Source organism: Citrifermentans bremense (assembly GCF_014218275.1).
Lineage (GTDB): Bacteria > Desulfobacterota > Desulfuromonadia > Geobacterales > Geobacteraceae > Geomonas > Geomonas pelophila.
This window is the reverse complement of the sequence record NZ_AP023213.1, coordinates 2,003,927-2,020,632: the sequence shown is the minus strand read 5'-3', so window position 1 is coordinate 2,020,632 and position 16,706 is coordinate 2,003,927. Positions and strand designations below refer to the sequence as shown.

Here is a 16,706-nt window from a genome sequence, read left to right as displayed (position 1 = left end):
CCCGATCCCCACTGGTTTGGTGTTTAATCGGAATCGCAGAAATATATAGGTTTTGGCGAGAAAACTCAAGTTATTCCGACAGGAAATAGAGAGGGGGGTGCGGCGGGAGGGCTGCCGGCGGGTGCGCGGCAGCCGTTACCGGTCGTGGTTGGAGGGGAGCTTTTCAGTTACCAGGGGCGCTTGTTCCAGGCCAGCCAGTAGAACCCCATGTCGCGCAAAAGCTCGCTGAAGGAATCGAAATCCACCGGCTTGGTCAGGTAGCTGTTGGCGTAATTCTGATAGGCCTGGGCAAGGTCGCGCTCGGCAGCCGAGGTGGTGAGTATCACCACGGGAATGGCCTTCAACTCCTCCGAGCCCTTCACAGCCTTGAGCACTTCTATGCCGTCCACCTTGGGCAGGCGCAGGTCCAGAAGGATCAGGTGAGGGCGCGGAAACTGCCGCGGGTCGTCATAGATCCCCCTGTGGTTCAGAAAATCCAGCGCGGCCTCGCCGTCCTCGACATGGAAGATCTTGTTGGCGAGTTTGCCGTCGTTCAGGTTGCGCATAGCCAGTTCGGCGTGATCGGGGTTGTCCTCGACCAGCAGGATGCAAAGCGGTTCGCCGTTCATGATGTCCCTCCTTTTATCTCAGTGTCATCGGCATCGGGGGGCTTGCTCCCCACGGTGAAGCAGAAGGTGCTGCCAAGCCCCCTCCCCTCCGATTCCACCCAGAGCCTTCCGCCGTGGAATTCGACGATGCGGCGCGCGAGCGCGAGCCCTATCCCGGTTCCCTCGGAGTGGGAGTCGAGCTTGTTGAAGAGTCCGAACACGGTTTCGTGATACTGCTGCGGGATGCCCATGCCGTTGTCCCGCACCCAGAACACCTGTTCCTGCTCCACTTCCCGCATGCCGATCTCCACCAGTGGCTGCAGCTGGTTCCCCATGTACTTCACCGCGTTTTCGACCAGGTTTTGCAGCACCTCTGCGATACGCGGGGCGTCGCCCCACACGGCGGGGAGCCCCGGCTGCAGTACCACCTTCACCCCACCCTGCGAGATCGGGCCGGAAAGCTGCGCCAGAACCTCCTCTGCCAGGAGGTTCATCTCGATGCGGCTGGGAGGGTTCATGATCCTGCCGATCCTGGAGAGCTCCAGGAGGTCGCTTAAAAGCGCAGCCATCTTGTCCGCCGCCCCCATGATCCTTTTCACGTCGGAATCCAGACGCGATAGGTTGCCCGCCTCGATGTCCTTCAGCACGGCCCCCGCGAAACCCTTGATGGTGATGAGCGGGCTCTTCAAGTCGTGGGACACCGTGTAGGTGAAGCGCTCAAGCTCTGCGTTTTTCGCCTCCAACTCCACCTCGCGCACCATCCTCTCGCGCACCTCGTTTTCCAAAAGAAGCGCCTGCTCCTTAAGCGCCGCTTCCGCCTTCTTGCGGTCGGTGATGTCCCGGTTGCTGGCGCGGATGCCGTTTTCGGCACCTTCGCTGGTGTAAACCATCTGGCAGACGTGGGAGATCCACCTCACTTCGCCGTCTCGCCTGACGATGCGGAAATCGATGGCCACGGCCTTCCCTTTCTTGGCCGCATGGCTATGGTCGACGAAAGCAGCGAGGTCGTCAGGGTGGATGATCCGCTGCATGAGCCCAGGGTCGCTATGGAACTCCTCGTGGCTGTAATCGGAAACCTCCTTGCAGGAGGGGGAGATGTACCTGAAGGAGCCGTCGAGCCACTGCCAGTATTCCCAGTCCGCTGTGTAGTTCGCCACGGTGCGGTAGCGCTCCTCGCTATCCTCCAGGGTCTTCAGATTCCTGGACAGGACCATGCTCCCAATCACGATTATCCCTATGCCGAAGGTCCAGAGCAGGCCGTAGCTGATCAACCCGACGGCGACGGCGCTGTTGGCAAGGCCCTTTTTGACGTTGAGCGGGACAGAGACGCTGACACCTCCGCGCACGTCCCCGACCTTGTATCCCTGGCCCCCGTGGCACTTGAGGCAGCCCTGCTCCATCAGGAAGGGCCGCATGAGCCTCAGATGGTCCTGCCCCCACATCTGCTGGACCTCGCTCACCTCCTTTGCCCCGTTCTCGAATTGGCGCAGCGCCTTCGCCTCCCATGGGTCCGGGGCGTTTGCCGGGCGCAGCGGCTTGAGACTGGTTATGTGACCGCGGATCAGATCCTTTTGCCCATCCGCAAGCTCGAAAACCTGCCGCAACATGTAGGCGGGGTTCATGAGGGTGAGCCGCTTTCCGGAGGGGGTGGTGATTTCACGGTCGGGGACGTGGGCGAGGTACGGGTTCGGGGGCGTGGCCTCGGTCACCTCCACGTAGACGCCGCCGTGCCTGTTGCCCCAGCTGCGGAATAGCGCGTCCTTATCGAAGGCGGCCCGCGCCTCGGCCCGTGCCACTTCCACCACTTTTTCAGATTCGTGATGGTAAAGCCAGGCAAACGAGACCGCGATGGCTATGGTCCAAAAACCGGCCAATAACAGCGCGAAGCTGCGGATCCGGTTTTTCTCCTTGATCATGTTCCCCCTCCCCTGCTTGATTCCTGAGCCGTCAGGTCCAGCATCTCCCGCACTTTTTTGAGCAGCAGGGCAGGTTTCACCGGCTTCATGATCAGTTCCGCGCCCTCTTCCAAATCGCATCTGCTCATGATGATCTCAGCCGTGTAGCCGCTGGTGAACAGGATCCGCGCCTCCGGCCGCAGGCGCCTGATCTGGTCCGCGGCTTCCTTGCCGTTCATAACCGGCATGATGATGTCCATCAGCACCAGCTTTATCCGGTCGTTTTCCCGGAACTTCTCCACCGCTTCCGCCCCGTTGGCCGCATGGATGATGCTGTAGCCGTACTGCCCGAGGACGCTCGTCACGAGGTCCAGAACGTGCGGGTCGTCCTCGGCCACGAGGATGGTTTCGCTCCCCCGCACACAAGGCTCGACGGCGACGGCCTCGCTGCGGCAGTCCTTTTCCGGCTGCACCAGGGGGAGGTAGATGCGGAAGGTCGTGCCCACCCCGGGCTCGCTGTAGACGTTGACGAACCCCTTGTGCTGGATAACGATGCCGTAGACGATGGCGAGCCCCAGGCCGGTCCCCTTCCCCGCCACCTTTGTGGTGAAAAAGGGATCGAAGATCCGGTTCCTGGTCTCCTCGTCCATCCCCTCCCCGGTGTCGGATACGGTTAGCAGCGCATATTCGCCTGGGGTGCCGAAACCGTGCGCGTGCACGAAGGCCGCATCGATCTCCTGGTGCTGCAGCTCCACGAACAGGCGCCCCCCCTTGGGCATGGCGTCCCTGGCATTGGCCGCCAGGTTCATCAACACCTGGTCTATCTGTCCCGAATCCACCACAGCCCAGATGGAGCGCTCGGGTACAGAGGTGGAGAGGGTGATATCTTCGCCGATGATGCGTTGCAGGAACCTCTCCACCCCGCGCACCAGCAGGTTCAGGTCGGCCGGGGCCGCCTTTACCTCCCCCTTGCGGCTGAAAGCGAGCAGGCTCCGGGTAAGGTTCGAGGCGCGCTCGGCGGCGGCGGATATCTGCATCAACTTTTCGCGCAGTGGGGTGTCCGGAGCAAGGTCCAGCTTCAGCATCTCGCAGTACCCGCCGATCACGGTGAGGATGTTGTTGAAGTCGTGCGCCACCCCTCCCGCCAGCAGGCCTACCGCCTCCAGCTTCTGGGAATGGCGCAACTGCTCTTCGAGCTTATGCCGCTCGGTGACGTCGATGGCGATCCCCAAGAGGCGCTCGCGGCCGTCCACCGTTATGGTCTCGATGTAGAGCTCGGCCTTGATGGTGCGTCCCCCGCGCGGGTGCAGGTTGAGCGCCATGCCGGAAATATGCCCGTCCCGGTTCAGGCTCTCGAACAGGAGGGCGCGGTCGGCGCTGCTGATCCAGCCGACCTCGGTGGTGCTCTTGCCGATGACCTCCGACCTGTCCCAACCGGAGACTTCCAGGAACCGGTTGTTGACGTCGAGGAAGGTGCCGCTTTCCCGTGTCGTGATGGTCATGATCATGGGAGCGTTGTCGAAGGCCTTGGAGAACTTCTCCTCGGAGAGCCGCAGGGTCTCCTGGGCCTGGCGGCGCTCCGCGATCTCGTTTTGCAGCAGCAAGGCCTGGGCTTGCAGCGCTTCCTGGGCCAACTGCCGCTCGGCCACCTCGTGTTCCAGGCGGCGCGTCTGCAACAAAAGCGCCTCCTCGGCCTGCTTGTGTTCGAGCATCAGCTCCCATTCACGCAGGGCGCGCTCCACGATGCGCGGCATGGCGCCGAAGACCTCCGGCATCTTGACCACGTAGTCCAGCGCACCCGCCTTCATGGCATCCACGGCAAGCTGCTCGTTGCCGTGGGAGGTCATGATCACCACTGGCGTGATCCGCGCCGACTTCTGCACCAGGTCCACGCCGCTGCCATCGGGAAGGAGGTAGTCGGTGAGCACGATGTCGAAATTCTGGCTCTGCACTGAGGCGAGCGCCTCCTGCAAACTGGTGGCTACCGTCAGCTGATACAGCTCGGAATTCTCGCAGAAACCTCTCCTGATCAGTTCCGCGTGGGAATCGTCGTCTTCCACTATGAGGATCTTCTTGACTTGGGATGAAGGGTCCATGACATCAACTCCTGCTGTGCTTACCTCCACATGCTCAAAATCTATACAGGCAGCGATTCCATAGTCTTTTCGGATTGTTTGCAGAGAAATTTAGGTTTTTATATGAAATTTGTCTACAGCGAGGGTGTGAATGAGATAAGAGAAAGATGCTTTGAGAGAAGTAAAGAGGGACTGTCGGAACTTATGTCAGGAAAAGCGGTGCTTGAAATAGAAAACTTAGGGCTATGAGCGTGAAGTTCTAGTTCATCTTCTTGAAAAGGCGGGACAGCAGCGTCCACGGTGCCGCTACAGTCCGCGCCCCTGCAGGGGGAGGGCCCAGGGAGGGGGACGCCGTAGAAAGGAGAATAACAGGCGGCGCATTGAGGCACGAGCGGCTACCAGGTAAAGGGATTCAGCTCCAACTATTTACTGTATCTGCGGCCGCCTGACCGAACGATAGGCGTGCCAGGAGTAAAGGGCCAGGCCGCTCCAGATGAAGAGGAAGCTCACCAGGTGGGTATGGGTGAAGGTCTCGCCGAAGATGGTGATGGCGAGCAGGAAGTGCATGGTCGGAGTTATGTACTGCAGAAAGCCTATGGTGGCGAGCCTCAGTTTCTTGGCCGCGGCGGCAAAGAGAAGCAGCGGTATCGCGGTGACGATGCCGGACATGGGGATGAGCAGGTCGAGGCGCGTCGAGTGGGTCAGGAAGATTCCGGCGCCGGTCTGGTTCAGGTGGAACAGGTAATAAAGCGCGATAGGGGCGAGCAGGAGCGTCTCGACAGTGAGGCCGACCAAAGGCTCGACATGGAGCGCCTTGCGGATCAGGCCGTAAAGCCCGAAGGAGAGAGCCAGCGCCAGGGCGATCCATGGGACGCTGCCGTACTCAATGGCGAGGTACAGGACGCCGGCGACCGCCAGGGCCAGGCTGATCCACTGCGCCCGCTCCAGCCTCTCGCGCAAAAAGACGAATCCGAGCAGCACGCTCACCAGCGGGTTGATGAAATAGCCCAGACTCGACTGCAGCACCTCTCCTACGCTTATGGCGTAGATGAAGACCAGCCAGTTGGTGGCGATGAGCAAGGTGGTGGCGAAGAGCACCGCCAAGGATTTGGGAAGGACGAGGAGTTCCAGCATGCTCCGCCACGCCCTTTTCCAGGTGATGAGCAAAAGCAGGAATGCCAGCGACCAGACGATCCGGTGCGAAACCATCTCCAGCGGCGGCACGATCTTGACCGACTTGAAGTAAACGGGGAAAAATCCCCAGCACAGGTAGGCGGCGAGGCCGTAGATGACGCCGAGGCGCCGGGCCTCGAGCGCTGCGTGCTCCGAGCTGTCGATAGGTTTGGTCATATCAGGTTCCGGTAAATCACCCCGGCGGGAGGGGTGCGAATATCTAGATGATCTTCAATCCGCGCAGCAGGATGACGCCGATGGTGACGGGCGCGACGTACCTCACGATAAAGAAGAAGATGCGGATGACTGCGCCGTTTTGCAGCTGTCCATCGTTGGACAATGCCGCCCTCACCTGTTTTTCACCCCAAACCCATCCGACGAAGATGCAGATGAAGAGCCCCCCGACCGGCATGAGCAGGTTGGAGGTTAGGAAGTCGTACAGGTCGAACATGGTCATGCCGAACAGCTTGAACTCCGCGAGGACGCTGTTGGAAAGCGCGGCGGTCGAACCGATCAAGGCCAGCAGGATCCCAGTTGCTGCCGTGGCGTTGAAGCGGCTCACGCCGAAGCGCTGGTGCAGGTAGGCCACCGGCACTTCCATGATGGAGAGCATGGCGCCTGTCGAGGCAATGGCCCCGAGGACGAAGAAGAGGACCACGAAGACGTTGCCGAATGGCATCTGGGAGAAGACGGCCGGAATGGTGATGAATAAGAGAGACGGCCCAGCCTCGGGCTTGAAGCCGAAGGTGAAGACCGCCGGGAAGATGGCGACCCCAGCCAGGATGGATACGGTGAGGTCCGCCAGCATCACGCGCAGGGCGGTCATGGGGACGTTCTGGTCGTTTCTGAAGTAGCTCCCGTAGGTGATCATGGTCCCCATCCCGACGGAAAGCTTGAAGAAGGCTAGCCCCATGGCGGTGAGCACCACGGCGCCGGTAACCTTCGAGAAGTCGGGGCGGAAGAGGAAATCGAGCCCCTGGGCCGCGCCGGGAAGCATCAGGCTGCGCACCCCGATCATGACCAGGATCAGGAACAGCACCGGCATAAGCCTTTTGGTGGTCTTCTCGATCCCCTTGGAGACCCCCATGACGATGATGGCGCCGACGAACGCGATGACCACGCACTGCCAGAACACCGACTGCACCGGGTCGGCGATCAGCTTAGCGAAGGCAGCCGAGGTGACCTTGGGATCGGCCGAGAGGATGCTCCCCGAGGCCGCCTTGAAGATGTAGGCGAAGACCCACCCCGCCACCTCGGTGTAAAAGGCGAGGATGAGGAAGGCGGAAAGGACCCCGGCTGCGCCGATCAGAGACCAGCTCTCGCGCTCGGGGTGCAGCACCCGGAACGTGGTCAGCGCGTCGGACTTGGAGCGACGTCCGAGCATCAGTTCGGCGATCATCACCGGGAGCCCGGCCATGAGCGTGGAGAGGAGGTAGACGACGATGAACGCCGCCCCGCCGTTCAGCCCGGTCAGTGCCGGGAACTTCCAGATGTTGCCGAGCCCTACGGCGGAGCCGAGAGTAGCGGCGATGACGCCCAAACCCGTGGTGAAACTGTCGCGTGCCTTTACTGCCTTGGGTGTTTCCATTCTTTCTATTTATCCTTTATCTGCCGTTCGTGTTGCACTCTCCCCGTTTAAAAAAGGTTAATCGGGGGTTGGAAAAAATTTGCCATCAAGCGCTACGGGAGACCTAACGCCCCCTAGCGGAGATTCATCTTAGAAAGCCGTGGAGCCAGCGTTTCTGTTCCTCCCGAAGATCAGGCGAGGCTATCACGTCCCCCCCCTGCGGAGGTTCATCACGCAATACTGGGGAGTCAGCCCGCCCACGAAGCGCTGAACGTGACCTAACGTTCCCCCTTTTGCGAAGGGGGGACAGGGGGGATTTGCTCTTGTTGGCAGATCCCCTTAGCCAAGCCTTACTACGGCGCCGCGACTTTCTTGATATTCACCACTTCCCCGGAAGTGATCAGGCAGAGCTGCTCCGGGGTCAACGAGAAGAGCGCGTGAGGCGTCCCCGCCGCAGCCCACAACTCGTCGTAGCCAAGGAGATCTTCATCCACGTAGGTGTGCAGGGGGGCCGGGTGCCCAACCGGAGATACGCCGCCGATGGCGAACCCGGTCTGCTCCCGGACGAAGTCGGCGTCGGCCTTCCCAATCTTTTCGCCCACGAGGGAGGCGAGGCTCTTTTCGTTAACCTGGTTGGCGCCGCTTGCGACCACGAAAATCGCTTTGCCGCTCGCCTTGCCCCTGAACACCAGCGACTTGACGATCTGCCCCACGTCGCACCCGACCGCGTTGGCCGCATCGACTGCGGTCCGCGTGCTTTCCGCCAGTTCCTTCACCTTGCAATCCAGGCCGAAGCCATGCAGCGCGTCCTGCACCCTTTTGGCGCTTGCGCTCAAATTGGAATCCATACCCGCCTCCTGTCGCATAGTTTCATCCCTCACCCCTGCCCCGAAGGCCCTACAGCGAGGGGTTTCAGCCCCTAGCCCCTAGCCCCTAGCCCCTGCCTCTTAGCCCCTGCCTTAGCCGTCACCCTGGTGAAGAGGAAGAGCCCGGAGAAGATGACGGCTCCCCCCAGCGCCTGGCGCGGCGTCGGATTCTCGCCGAGGAAAACCGCGGCCCAAAGTATCGCCCCCAAAGGCTCGCCGAGAACGCTCACCGAAACGACGGAGGCCTGCACGTAGCGGAGTACCCAGTTGAAGACGGTGTGACCCAGGATGGTGCAGACCAGCGCCAGCGCCAGGAAGATGAGCCAGTCCCGGGCGGGATGGGGATACATGGGGTATTTCGCAGCCAGGGCGGTCGCGGTCAGCACCGCGGCGCTCGACCCGTAGGTGACGAAGGTATATCCGGTAAGGGGAACGTCCCCCCTGAGCTTTCTCCCGATCAGAAGGTACCCCGAGACCATCACGGCGGCGAAAAGGGCCAAAAGGTCGCCGATGAAGGCGCTCCCTCCCAGCTGGAAGTCGGTAGCGCCGATGACGACGCTCCCGGCGAAGGCGAGCGCCCCGCCGTAAAGCGCCAGGCGCGGCACCCGCTCCTTGAAAAAGATCCACGACCCGAGCACAACGAAGAGCGGCTGGGTGGTGACCAGCACCACGGAACTGGCGATGGAGGTGTACTTGAGAGAGATGAACCAGGTGACGAAATGAAAGGCAAGGAAGATACCGCTCGCGGCGGAAAGAAGTACCTGCCTTGCCGTCATCCCCCTGAGCGTCGGGGCGCCGCCCCAAAGTGTTACCGGCGCCAGGAAAAAAAAGGTGAAGAGGAGCCGGTAGGCGGCGATCACCAAAGGCGGCGCGGAGCAGACCCGCACCAGGATTGCCGAGAAGGAGACAGCAAAAACCCCTACCAGGATGGCCAGGTAGGGGTTGATCCAGGGCTTGGTTGTGGCGGATTCGGACACCCTACTCTCCCAGGTACGCCTTCCTCACCTCGGGATTGGAGGCAAGCTCCTTGGCATCCCCCTGCAGCACCACCTCGCCAGTCTCCAGGACGTAGGCGCGGTGTGCGATGGAAAGCGCCATGTTCGCGTTTTGCTCCACCAGCAGGATCGTGGTGCCGCTGGCGTTGATCTCCTGGATGATCTGGAAGATCTGCTCCACCAGCATCGGGGCAAGTCCCATGGAGGGCTCGTCGAGCAGCAGCAGCTTCGGACGGCACATCAAGGCGCGCCCCATCGCCAGCATCTGCTGCTCCCCGCCGGAAAGGGTCTTGGCCGCCTGCTTCTTGCGCTCGTTGAGGCGCGGGAAGCGCTGGAAGATCTTCTCCATGTCGGAGCCGATTTCGTTGTCGCTGCGGGTATAGGCCCCCATCTCCAGGTTCTCCAGGACGCTCATCTTGGCGAAGACCCGGCGCCCCTCGGGAACCTGGGAGATGCCGAGCTTCACGATCTCGTGCGGCGGGAGCTTGGTGATCTCGCGGTCCAGATAGGTGATCTTCCCGGCGACGGAGGGAACGATGTTGGAGATGGTGTTGAGGATGGTGGTCTTGCCGGCGCCGTTGGCGCCGATGAGAGCCACGATCTCACCCTGGTTGATCTGGAAGGAAACGTTTTGCAGCGCCTTGATGGCGCCGTAGTTCACGCTGATGTTCTCTACCTTAAGCATGCGCTGCTCCTTTGCCGAGGTACGCTTCGATCACCTTGGGATTGGACCGGATCTCCTCCGGAGTCCCCTCGGCGATCTTCACCCCGTAATCGAGGACGGCGATGCGATCGGAAATCCCCATGACGAACTTCATGTCATGCTCGACCAGGAACACGGTCACGCCGGTCTTGCTGATCGCCTTGACCATCTCAGCCAGGACCTGCTTTTCCTGCGGGTTCATCCCCGCGGCGGGCTCGTCCAGGAGGATGATCTGCGGCTTGATGGCAAGCGCCCGGGCGATCTCCAGGCGGCGCTGCTCGCCGTAGGGGAGGTTCCCCGCCAGCTCGTCCGCCTTGTGCAGCAGATCGACCTGCTTCAGGCAGGCAAGGGCCAGCTCCTTCAACTGGGCCTCCTCGCGCCGCACGAACGGGAGGAACTTCAGCACCGCGCCGGTGAGGTCCCATTTACCCCTGGTGTGGGCGCCGATCAGCACGTTTTCCAGCACGGTTAACTGGGTGAATAGCCTGATGTTCTGGAAGGTGCGGCCGATACCTGCGGCTGCGATGTGGAACGGGGTCTTCCCCGAGATGCTTTCGTCCATGAAGGAGATCCGCCCCTCGGTCGGGGTGTAGATCCCGGTGATCAGGTTGAACATGGTGCTCTTGCCGGCGCCGTTGGGCCCGATCAGGGCCATGATGTTCCCCTTCTCGACGGTGAGGTTTACCTTGTCCACCGCGACCAGGCCGCCGAAGCGGATGGTGACGTCTTCGAGTTTAAGTATCGACATGCTATCTCTCGCTGATGAAGTTATTTACGTTTCTTGCCGACGGCCCGCAGCAGCAGTTCGGTGAAGTTGACGCCCCCGAGAAGCCCGTTGGGGCGGAACACCATCAAGAAGACCAGCAGCGCGCCGTAAACCAGCATGCGGTACTGGGACATGAAGCGCAGGAACTCGGGCGCCGAGGCAAGCACGGACGAGCCGATCACCGTGCCCGGGACGCTCCCCAGGCCGCCCAAGACCACCATGGCGAGGATGTCGACCGACTTCAGGAAGCCGAAGTCCGAGGGGTTTATGTAGCTCAGGAAGTGGGCGTAGAGGCCGCCGCCGACCCCGGCCAAGAAGGAGCCGAGCGCGAAGGCCTGGATCTTGTAGCGCGCCGTGTTGATCCCCATCGCCTCGGCAGCGATCTCGTCCTCGCGGATCGCCTTCAGCGCCCGCCCGAACCGGGAGGACTGCACGAAGGTGACCAGCACGATGGAGAGGATCGCCACCACCCAGACGTAGATCGGCATGGGGATCAGGGTCTTTGCCGGGGGGACGGTGAGGCCGAGCGCCTTGTTGGTCGGCTCGAAGTTCAGGAAGAACACCTTGACGATCTCGGCGAATCCCAGGGTGCAGATGGCCAGGTAGTCGCCGGTAAGCCTCAGGATCGGGAAGCCGATGGCTGCTGCGACGATGGCGGTGACCACGCCGGTGACAACCAGGTTCAGGCTGAAGGGGAGCCCGGTCTTGATGGTGACCATGGCGCTGGTGAAGGCCCCTATGCTCATGAAGGCGGCGTGCCCCAGCGACAGCTGGCCGGTGAGACCGACGATCACGTTGAGCCCCAGCGCCAGCACGATAGCCACGCCGACGTTGACCAGGATCTGCATCATGTACGGGTCGACGGCGCCGACCAAGCTATTAAGAAAATCTGCCATCGAATCTACACCTTCTTAGTAATTTTTTGTCCCAGCAGGCCGGTCGGCTTCACCAGGAGAACGAGCACGAGAATGGTAAAGGCGATCGCGTCACGGTAGGACGAGTAGCCGATGGCGACACCGAAGACCTCGGAGACCCCAAGCAGGAGCCCTCCCAGCATGGCGCCCGGAATGGAGCCGATCCCACCGAGGACCGCGGCGGCAAACGCCTTGAGGCCCGCCATGAGACCCATGTTGAAGGAGACGGCGTTGAAAAGGACCCCTACCAGCACCCCGCCGGCCGCGGCCAGCGCGGAGCCGAGGGCGAAGGTGAAGGAGATGACCCGGTTCACGTTGATCCCCATCAGAGCCGCGGTGTTGTAGTCCTCGGAGGTGGCGCGCATCGCCTTGCCGATCTTGGTCTTCTGGACGATGAATTCCAGCCCCAGCATCAGGACCGCCGAGACGCCGATGATCAGAAGCTGCAAGGTGGAGATGTCGGCGCTTCCCACCTGGATCTGCTGCACCGGGAAGGCCCCTTCAGGGAACCCTTTGGCGTCGGCCCCGAAGACCATGAGTGCCAGCGAAGAGAGGAAGATGGAAACGCCGATTGCGGAGATGAGCGCGGAGAGCCTGGAGGATTTGCGCAGCGGGCGGTAGGCGATCAGTTCGATCAGCACCCCCATGATCATGCAGAAGATCATGGCGCCCACGATGGCGACGAATACGTTGACCTTGAAGAAAGAGACCAGGAGCAGTCCGATGAAGGCCCCCACCATGAAGATCTCGCCGTGGGCGAAGTTGATCAGGGTGATGATGCCGTAGACCATGGTGTAGCCCAGTGCGATCAGCGCGTATACGCTTCCGAGGGCGACGCCGTTGACAAGCTGTTGTAGGAACATGTCGACTTCCTTCGACCGGGATTACCGGAGAGAGATGCGTGCTGCGGTATTACCAAAATCGGTGAGCCAGCTTAAATGATCACTAATTCACCAAAATAGAACAACAGATGCCAGTCACGTATACCATAAACTCCTTAACCCAAGCAAGTCTTTGCTGTCATGAGGGTCCGCTAGTGAAAGCCGCCAGCGCAAAAATAAAACGCAGGGTTTCAACGTCACTTGTCAGTCCACATTCAAGGATGATCGCCTGCGGCGTGAGTTTTAATGAGCTAGCTGGAGTTGACAGCGCGACACTGTACAACAGCTGTTACTGTTTCGCAATCTTAAACTTTTGATTGCCTACCAAAAAAGTTGTATAGGCATCTACCAGACCGCCTCCAACTTTACCTTCACGGAAACTGCCTGACTTCCCGCATAAAAAAAGGGGCAGGCTGCTTTTCCACGAAAAAGTTGCCTGCCCCTTCTACCTTTATTTCAAGCTCCTGCTTTGGCACCCCTTTGCGGGGAGACTTGTCACCCCGGTGTGAGCCGCGGGAAGAAGATCAAAGCCGCTCCCCGTTCAAGGCGGTCCGGATGCGCGAGATCCCCTCTTTATAGGAGGTAGCCCCATAGAAGCCCGGTCTTTGCTTGCCCGCGACCGGCGCGTACACAGGCTCCAGCACCAGGAGGTTCGCGCTTCCGCTGGCGAGTGTGATGTCGTGCGCGATGCCGACTGAGTCCTGCGGCAAGGAAACCTTCACGTTATGGGTACCTGCCTGCAGCCTCAGCGTTTTGGCGAATAGGTACCTGACACCTTTACCGGCCTCCGGGTCGGCGAAAGGGGCGGCGTCCCTTTTCTCCAGCCGGGCCTCTCCAGGCACCGCTACAGGCTGACCGTCAATCGATACGAGCAAGGTGTAGTTGGCGCTGCCGTGACTGTCCGGCACCAAAGACGGGCGCAGTCTGTGGGTCTTGATGGAAGCTGTGACGGTGAGATCGGCAAACCCTTCCGGCGTGATCCCACCCCTTGCGGTTTCGCTGTAGAGTGCACCCCCTTTGTCCCCTTCCTGCTTCAGCGCCGAGCGGGAGCTCCCTGCGCACCCACCAGCAACCACCAACATGGTACCCAGTGCCAATAAGCGTAGTGTTTTCATGCTTTACTCCTTTTTGATAACAACAATGCCGGCCGCAGCAGCCTGCGGCTAAGCTTCCTCTTGAGAATCCCTCTTTTCGAACCAGCTATAAACCGACGGGATGATGAGCAGGGTCAAAAGGGTCGAGGTGACGAGCCCCCCAACCACGACCGTCGCCAGCGGTTTCTGGATCTCCGAACCGGTCCCGCTGGCCAAAAGCATCGGTATCAGGCTGAAGATGGCGATGGCGGCGGTCATCAGCACCGGGCGGAGCCGGTCTAGGCTCCCCTTCCTGATCGCCTCCTGCAGCTCCATCCCCTCCTCGCGCAGCTGCGAGATGCGCGATACCAGCACAAGTCCGTTCAGGACCGCAACGCCGAAGAGGACCACGAACCCGACCGAGGCGGGGACGGAGAGGTACTGGCCGGAAAGAAAGAGCGCGAAGACCCCGCCGATCAGGGCGAAGGGGAGGTTCGAGATGACCAAAAGGGCGAGCCTGATCGACCTGAAGGTCACGTACAAAAGGAGAAGGATCAGGGCCACGGCCACGGGACCTATGATCATCAGCTTGTTCATCGCCCGCTGCTGGTTCTCGAACTGCCCACCCCAGGTCAGGTAATAACCCGGCGGAAGCTGCACCTTTTCCTTTATCTTCTGCTTTGCCTCGGCGACGAAGCCGCCTATGTCCCGGCCGGTGACGTTCATCTCGACCCCGATCCGCCTGACCCCGTCCTGGCGGCTGATCTGCGCCGGCCCCTCGACCATCTTCACCTCGGCCAGCTGCTCCAGGGGAACGTTGACCCCGGTCTTGGTGGTGACCAGGAGGTTTTTGATGGCGTCAAGAGAGTTCCTCTGCTCCTCGGGGAGCCGCACCGTGATGTCGAAGCTGCGGTTTTCCTCGTAGAGCTGGGAGGCGGCCTTGCCGGCGACGGCGATCTCGATCACCTTCTGCACGTCGCTTATGTTGAGCCCGAAGCGCGCGATCTTGGCCCGGTCTATGTCTACTGTGAGGTAGGGCTGGCCGGAGACCTTCTCCGCGTTCAGGTCCGTCCCCCCCCTGACGGTGGAGAGCACCTTGGCTATCTCCGCCGACTTCTCGCTCAAAACGTTTATGTCCTCGCCGAAGAGCTTCACGATCAGCTGGGCACGGGTTCCGGCCACCAGTTCGTCGATGCGGCACTGGATCGGTTGGCTGAAGCCGAAGTTGATCCCGGCGATGGACTCAAGCGACTCGCGCATCTCGTTGGTGAGCTCTTCCTTGCTGATGTCGCGCTTCCACTCGCTCTTCGGCTTGTAGATCCCGACGTACCCGGTCTTGTCGGAGCCGCGGGTGTCCAGAGCCACGCCGGTCTGCCCGGTCCTTGAGACCACCGTTTCCAGTTCCTGGAACTGCATCAGCTTCTCCGCGGCCCGCTGGTTCACCTCCATCGCCTTCGCCAGCGACACACCCGGAAGCAGGGCCACGTCCATGTCGAAAGAGCCTTCATCCATGGTCGGTATGAACTCGGTGCCGAGCTTTGTGACCAAAAGCAGCGAGACCAACAAGAGTCCCCCCGCGCCGGCCAAGACCGCCTTGCGCCTGCTCATGGCCCAGTCGAGAAGCGGCAGATAGAGGAGATTGGCCTGATGCATCAGGTAGCTCTCCTTCTCCGGCTGCGGCTTAAGAAACAGGATGCAGAGCACCGGGATCACGAAGATGGAGAGGAACAGCGAAGCCAAAAGCGCGATGGCGACCGTGATGGCGAGCGGGCTGAACATCTTCCCCTCGATCCCCTCCAGCGAGATGATGGGGATGAAGGTAAGCGCGATGATCAGCTCTCCGAAGATGCTGGGCTTTCGCACCTCCATCACAGCTTTCAGCACGGTAGTCAGTTTGGGATGCTTCCCCCCCTCCTCGCTTAGGTGCCTCTGCACGTTCTCCACCTGGATGATGGTGGTGTCGATGATCATGCCGATGGAGATGGCGAGCCCGCCGAGCGACATCAGGTTCGCGCTGATGCCGGCGAGCTTCATGACGATGAAGGTGGCCAGAAGCGACAGCGGCAGGGCGATCAGGACCACGAGGCTCCCCCTGAAGCTGTTCAGGAGCAGGTAGAGCACGATGAGGACAAGGATGGCACCCTCGACGAGCGCCTTGTTCACCGTGCCCACGCTCGCCTTGACGATGTCGCTGCGATCGTAGAAGGGGACGATCTTCATGCCGTCGGGAAGGACGTTGTTCTCGTTGATCTCCTTCACCTTGGCCGCCACCCGCCGCACCACGTCGCGGCTGTTCTCGCCGCGCAGCATCATGACGATGCCGCCCACGCATTCGTCCTTGCCGTTTTTCATGGCGGCCCCCATCCGGACCGCCTCCCCTACCTTGACCTGGGCCACGTCCCGCAGGTAGGTGGGGGTTCCGCCTGCCGACTTGAGGACTATGTTCTCGATGTCCGCGGTGTCCCGGATCAGCCCAACGCCCCGGACGATGTACTGGTCCGTCCCCCGCTCAAGAAGGTTCCCCCCGACGTTCTCGTTGTTGCTCCCGATGGCCTCGTAGACGTCCTCGACCGTCACTGCGTGCTTCAGCAGTTTTTCCGGCGAGACCAGCACCTGGTACTGCTTGAAGTAGCCGCCGAAGGAGTTGATCTCGTTCACGCCGGCCACGTTTTTAAGCTGCGGTGTGACGATCCACTCCTGGACCGTGCGCAGGTTGGTGAGATAGGCGATCTTCTGCTGCGGGTCCTGCGGCATCTTCCCTTCGAGGGTGTACTGGTAGATCTCCCCCATGGCGGTGCCGATGGGCCCCATGGCGACCTCGACCCCCTTGGGGACCTTCTCCCGCGCCTCCGCCAGCCGCTCGAAGACGAGCTGCCGCGCGAAGTAGATGTCCACGTTGTCCTTGAAGACGATGGTGACGATTGAGAGGCCGAACTTCGTGACCGAGCGCATCTGCTCGATGTCGGGGAGGCCGCGCATCGCCATCTCTATCGGGTAGGTGACGTTTCTCTCGATCTCGATGGCGGAGAGTCCGTCCGCGTGGCTCACCACCTCGACCTGGATGTTGGTTACGTCGGGGAACGCGTCGATGGGAAGTCGGTAATACGAGTAGAGCCCGAACGCGATGATTAAGAGCGACAGGAACAGGATCATCGCCCTGTGCCGCAATGTGTAGGAAACTATTTTCTCAAGCATGGTCCCTCGCTATAAA

13 protein-coding genes are annotated in these 16,706 nt (G+C 61.0%); all 13 read right to left on the bottom strand.

What is annotated here, in order from left to right:
* Positions 1-167: 167 nt before the first annotated feature.
* Positions 168-608: a response regulator gene (locus tag GEOBRER4_RS08975; RefSeq protein ID WP_085812897.1), complete on the bottom strand. Its 441-nt coding sequence runs from the start codon at positions 606-608 to the stop codon at positions 168-170.
* Positions 605-2,503, bottom strand: a complete 1,899-nt coding sequence (locus tag GEOBRER4_RS08970; RefSeq protein WP_185245107.1) for a c-type heme family protein — start codon at positions 2,501-2,503, stop codon at positions 605-607. The genes GEOBRER4_RS08975 and GEOBRER4_RS08970 overlap by 4 nt, the downstream gene beginning before the upstream one ends.
* On the bottom strand, positions 2,500-4,578 hold the full coding sequence (locus GEOBRER4_RS08965) for a response regulator (protein WP_185245106.1): 2,079 nt from the start codon (positions 4,576-4,578) through the stop codon (positions 2,500-2,502). The genes GEOBRER4_RS08970 and GEOBRER4_RS08965 overlap by 4 nt, the downstream gene beginning before the upstream one ends.
* Before the next feature lie 405 nt (positions 4,579-4,983).
* A complete protein-coding gene (rarD, locus tag GEOBRER4_RS08960; RefSeq protein ID WP_185245105.1) occupies positions 4,984-5,907 on the bottom strand; it encodes an EamA family transporter RarD in 924 nt (307 codons plus the stop codon).
* A 43-nt stretch (positions 5,908-5,950) separates the two neighbouring features.
* Positions 5,951-7,318 carry a sodium-dependent transporter gene (locus tag GEOBRER4_RS08955; RefSeq protein ID WP_185245104.1) on the bottom strand — a complete coding sequence of 456 codons (1,368 nt, stop codon included), beginning with the start codon at positions 7,316-7,318 and terminating at the stop codon, positions 5,951-5,953.
* A 332-nt stretch (positions 7,319-7,650) separates the two neighbouring features.
* Complete coding sequence (locus tag GEOBRER4_RS08950) at positions 7,651-8,145, bottom strand: YbaK/EbsC family protein (RefSeq protein WP_185245103.1); 495 nt, start codon at positions 8,143-8,145, stop codon at positions 7,651-7,653.
* Positions 8,146-8,216: 71 nt separating this feature from the next.
* Entirely contained in the window at positions 8,217-9,140 is a 924-nt protein-coding gene (locus tag GEOBRER4_RS08945; protein WP_185245102.1) for a DMT family transporter, read from the bottom strand.
* A 1-nt stretch (position 9,141) separates the two neighbouring features.
* Positions 9,142-9,843, bottom strand: coding sequence for an ABC transporter ATP-binding protein (locus GEOBRER4_RS08940; protein ID WP_085812904.1), 702 nt, complete (start codon positions 9,841-9,843; stop codon positions 9,142-9,144).
* On the bottom strand, positions 9,836-10,609 hold the full coding sequence (locus tag GEOBRER4_RS08935) for an ABC transporter ATP-binding protein (protein ID WP_085812905.1): 774 nt from the start codon (positions 10,607-10,609) through the stop codon (positions 9,836-9,838). Before GEOBRER4_RS08935 ends, GEOBRER4_RS08940 begins: the two co-directional genes overlap by 8 nt.
* A gap of 20 nt (positions 10,610-10,629) precedes the next feature.
* Positions 10,630-11,523 (bottom strand): branched-chain amino acid ABC transporter permease, encoded by an 894-nt coding sequence (locus GEOBRER4_RS08930; RefSeq protein ID WP_085812906.1) that lies wholly within the window; start codon positions 11,521-11,523, stop codon positions 10,630-10,632.
* A gap of 5 nt (positions 11,524-11,528) precedes the next feature.
* Positions 11,529-12,404, bottom strand: a complete 876-nt coding sequence (locus tag GEOBRER4_RS08925) for a branched-chain amino acid ABC transporter permease (protein WP_185245101.1) — start codon at positions 12,402-12,404, stop codon at positions 11,529-11,531.
* Positions 12,405-12,946: 542 nt separating this feature from the next.
* The gene (locus tag GEOBRER4_RS08920; protein WP_185245100.1) at positions 12,947-13,537 is read right to left on the bottom strand and encodes a hypothetical protein; all 591 of its coding nucleotides are present in this window, start codon (positions 13,535-13,537) and stop codon (positions 12,947-12,949) included.
* Positions 13,538-13,585: 48 nt separating this feature from the next.
* Complete coding sequence (locus GEOBRER4_RS08915; protein WP_185245099.1) at positions 13,586-16,690, bottom strand: efflux RND transporter permease subunit; 3,105 nt, start codon at positions 16,688-16,690, stop codon at positions 13,586-13,588.
* Between the last annotated feature and the right edge of the window lie 16 nt (positions 16,691-16,706).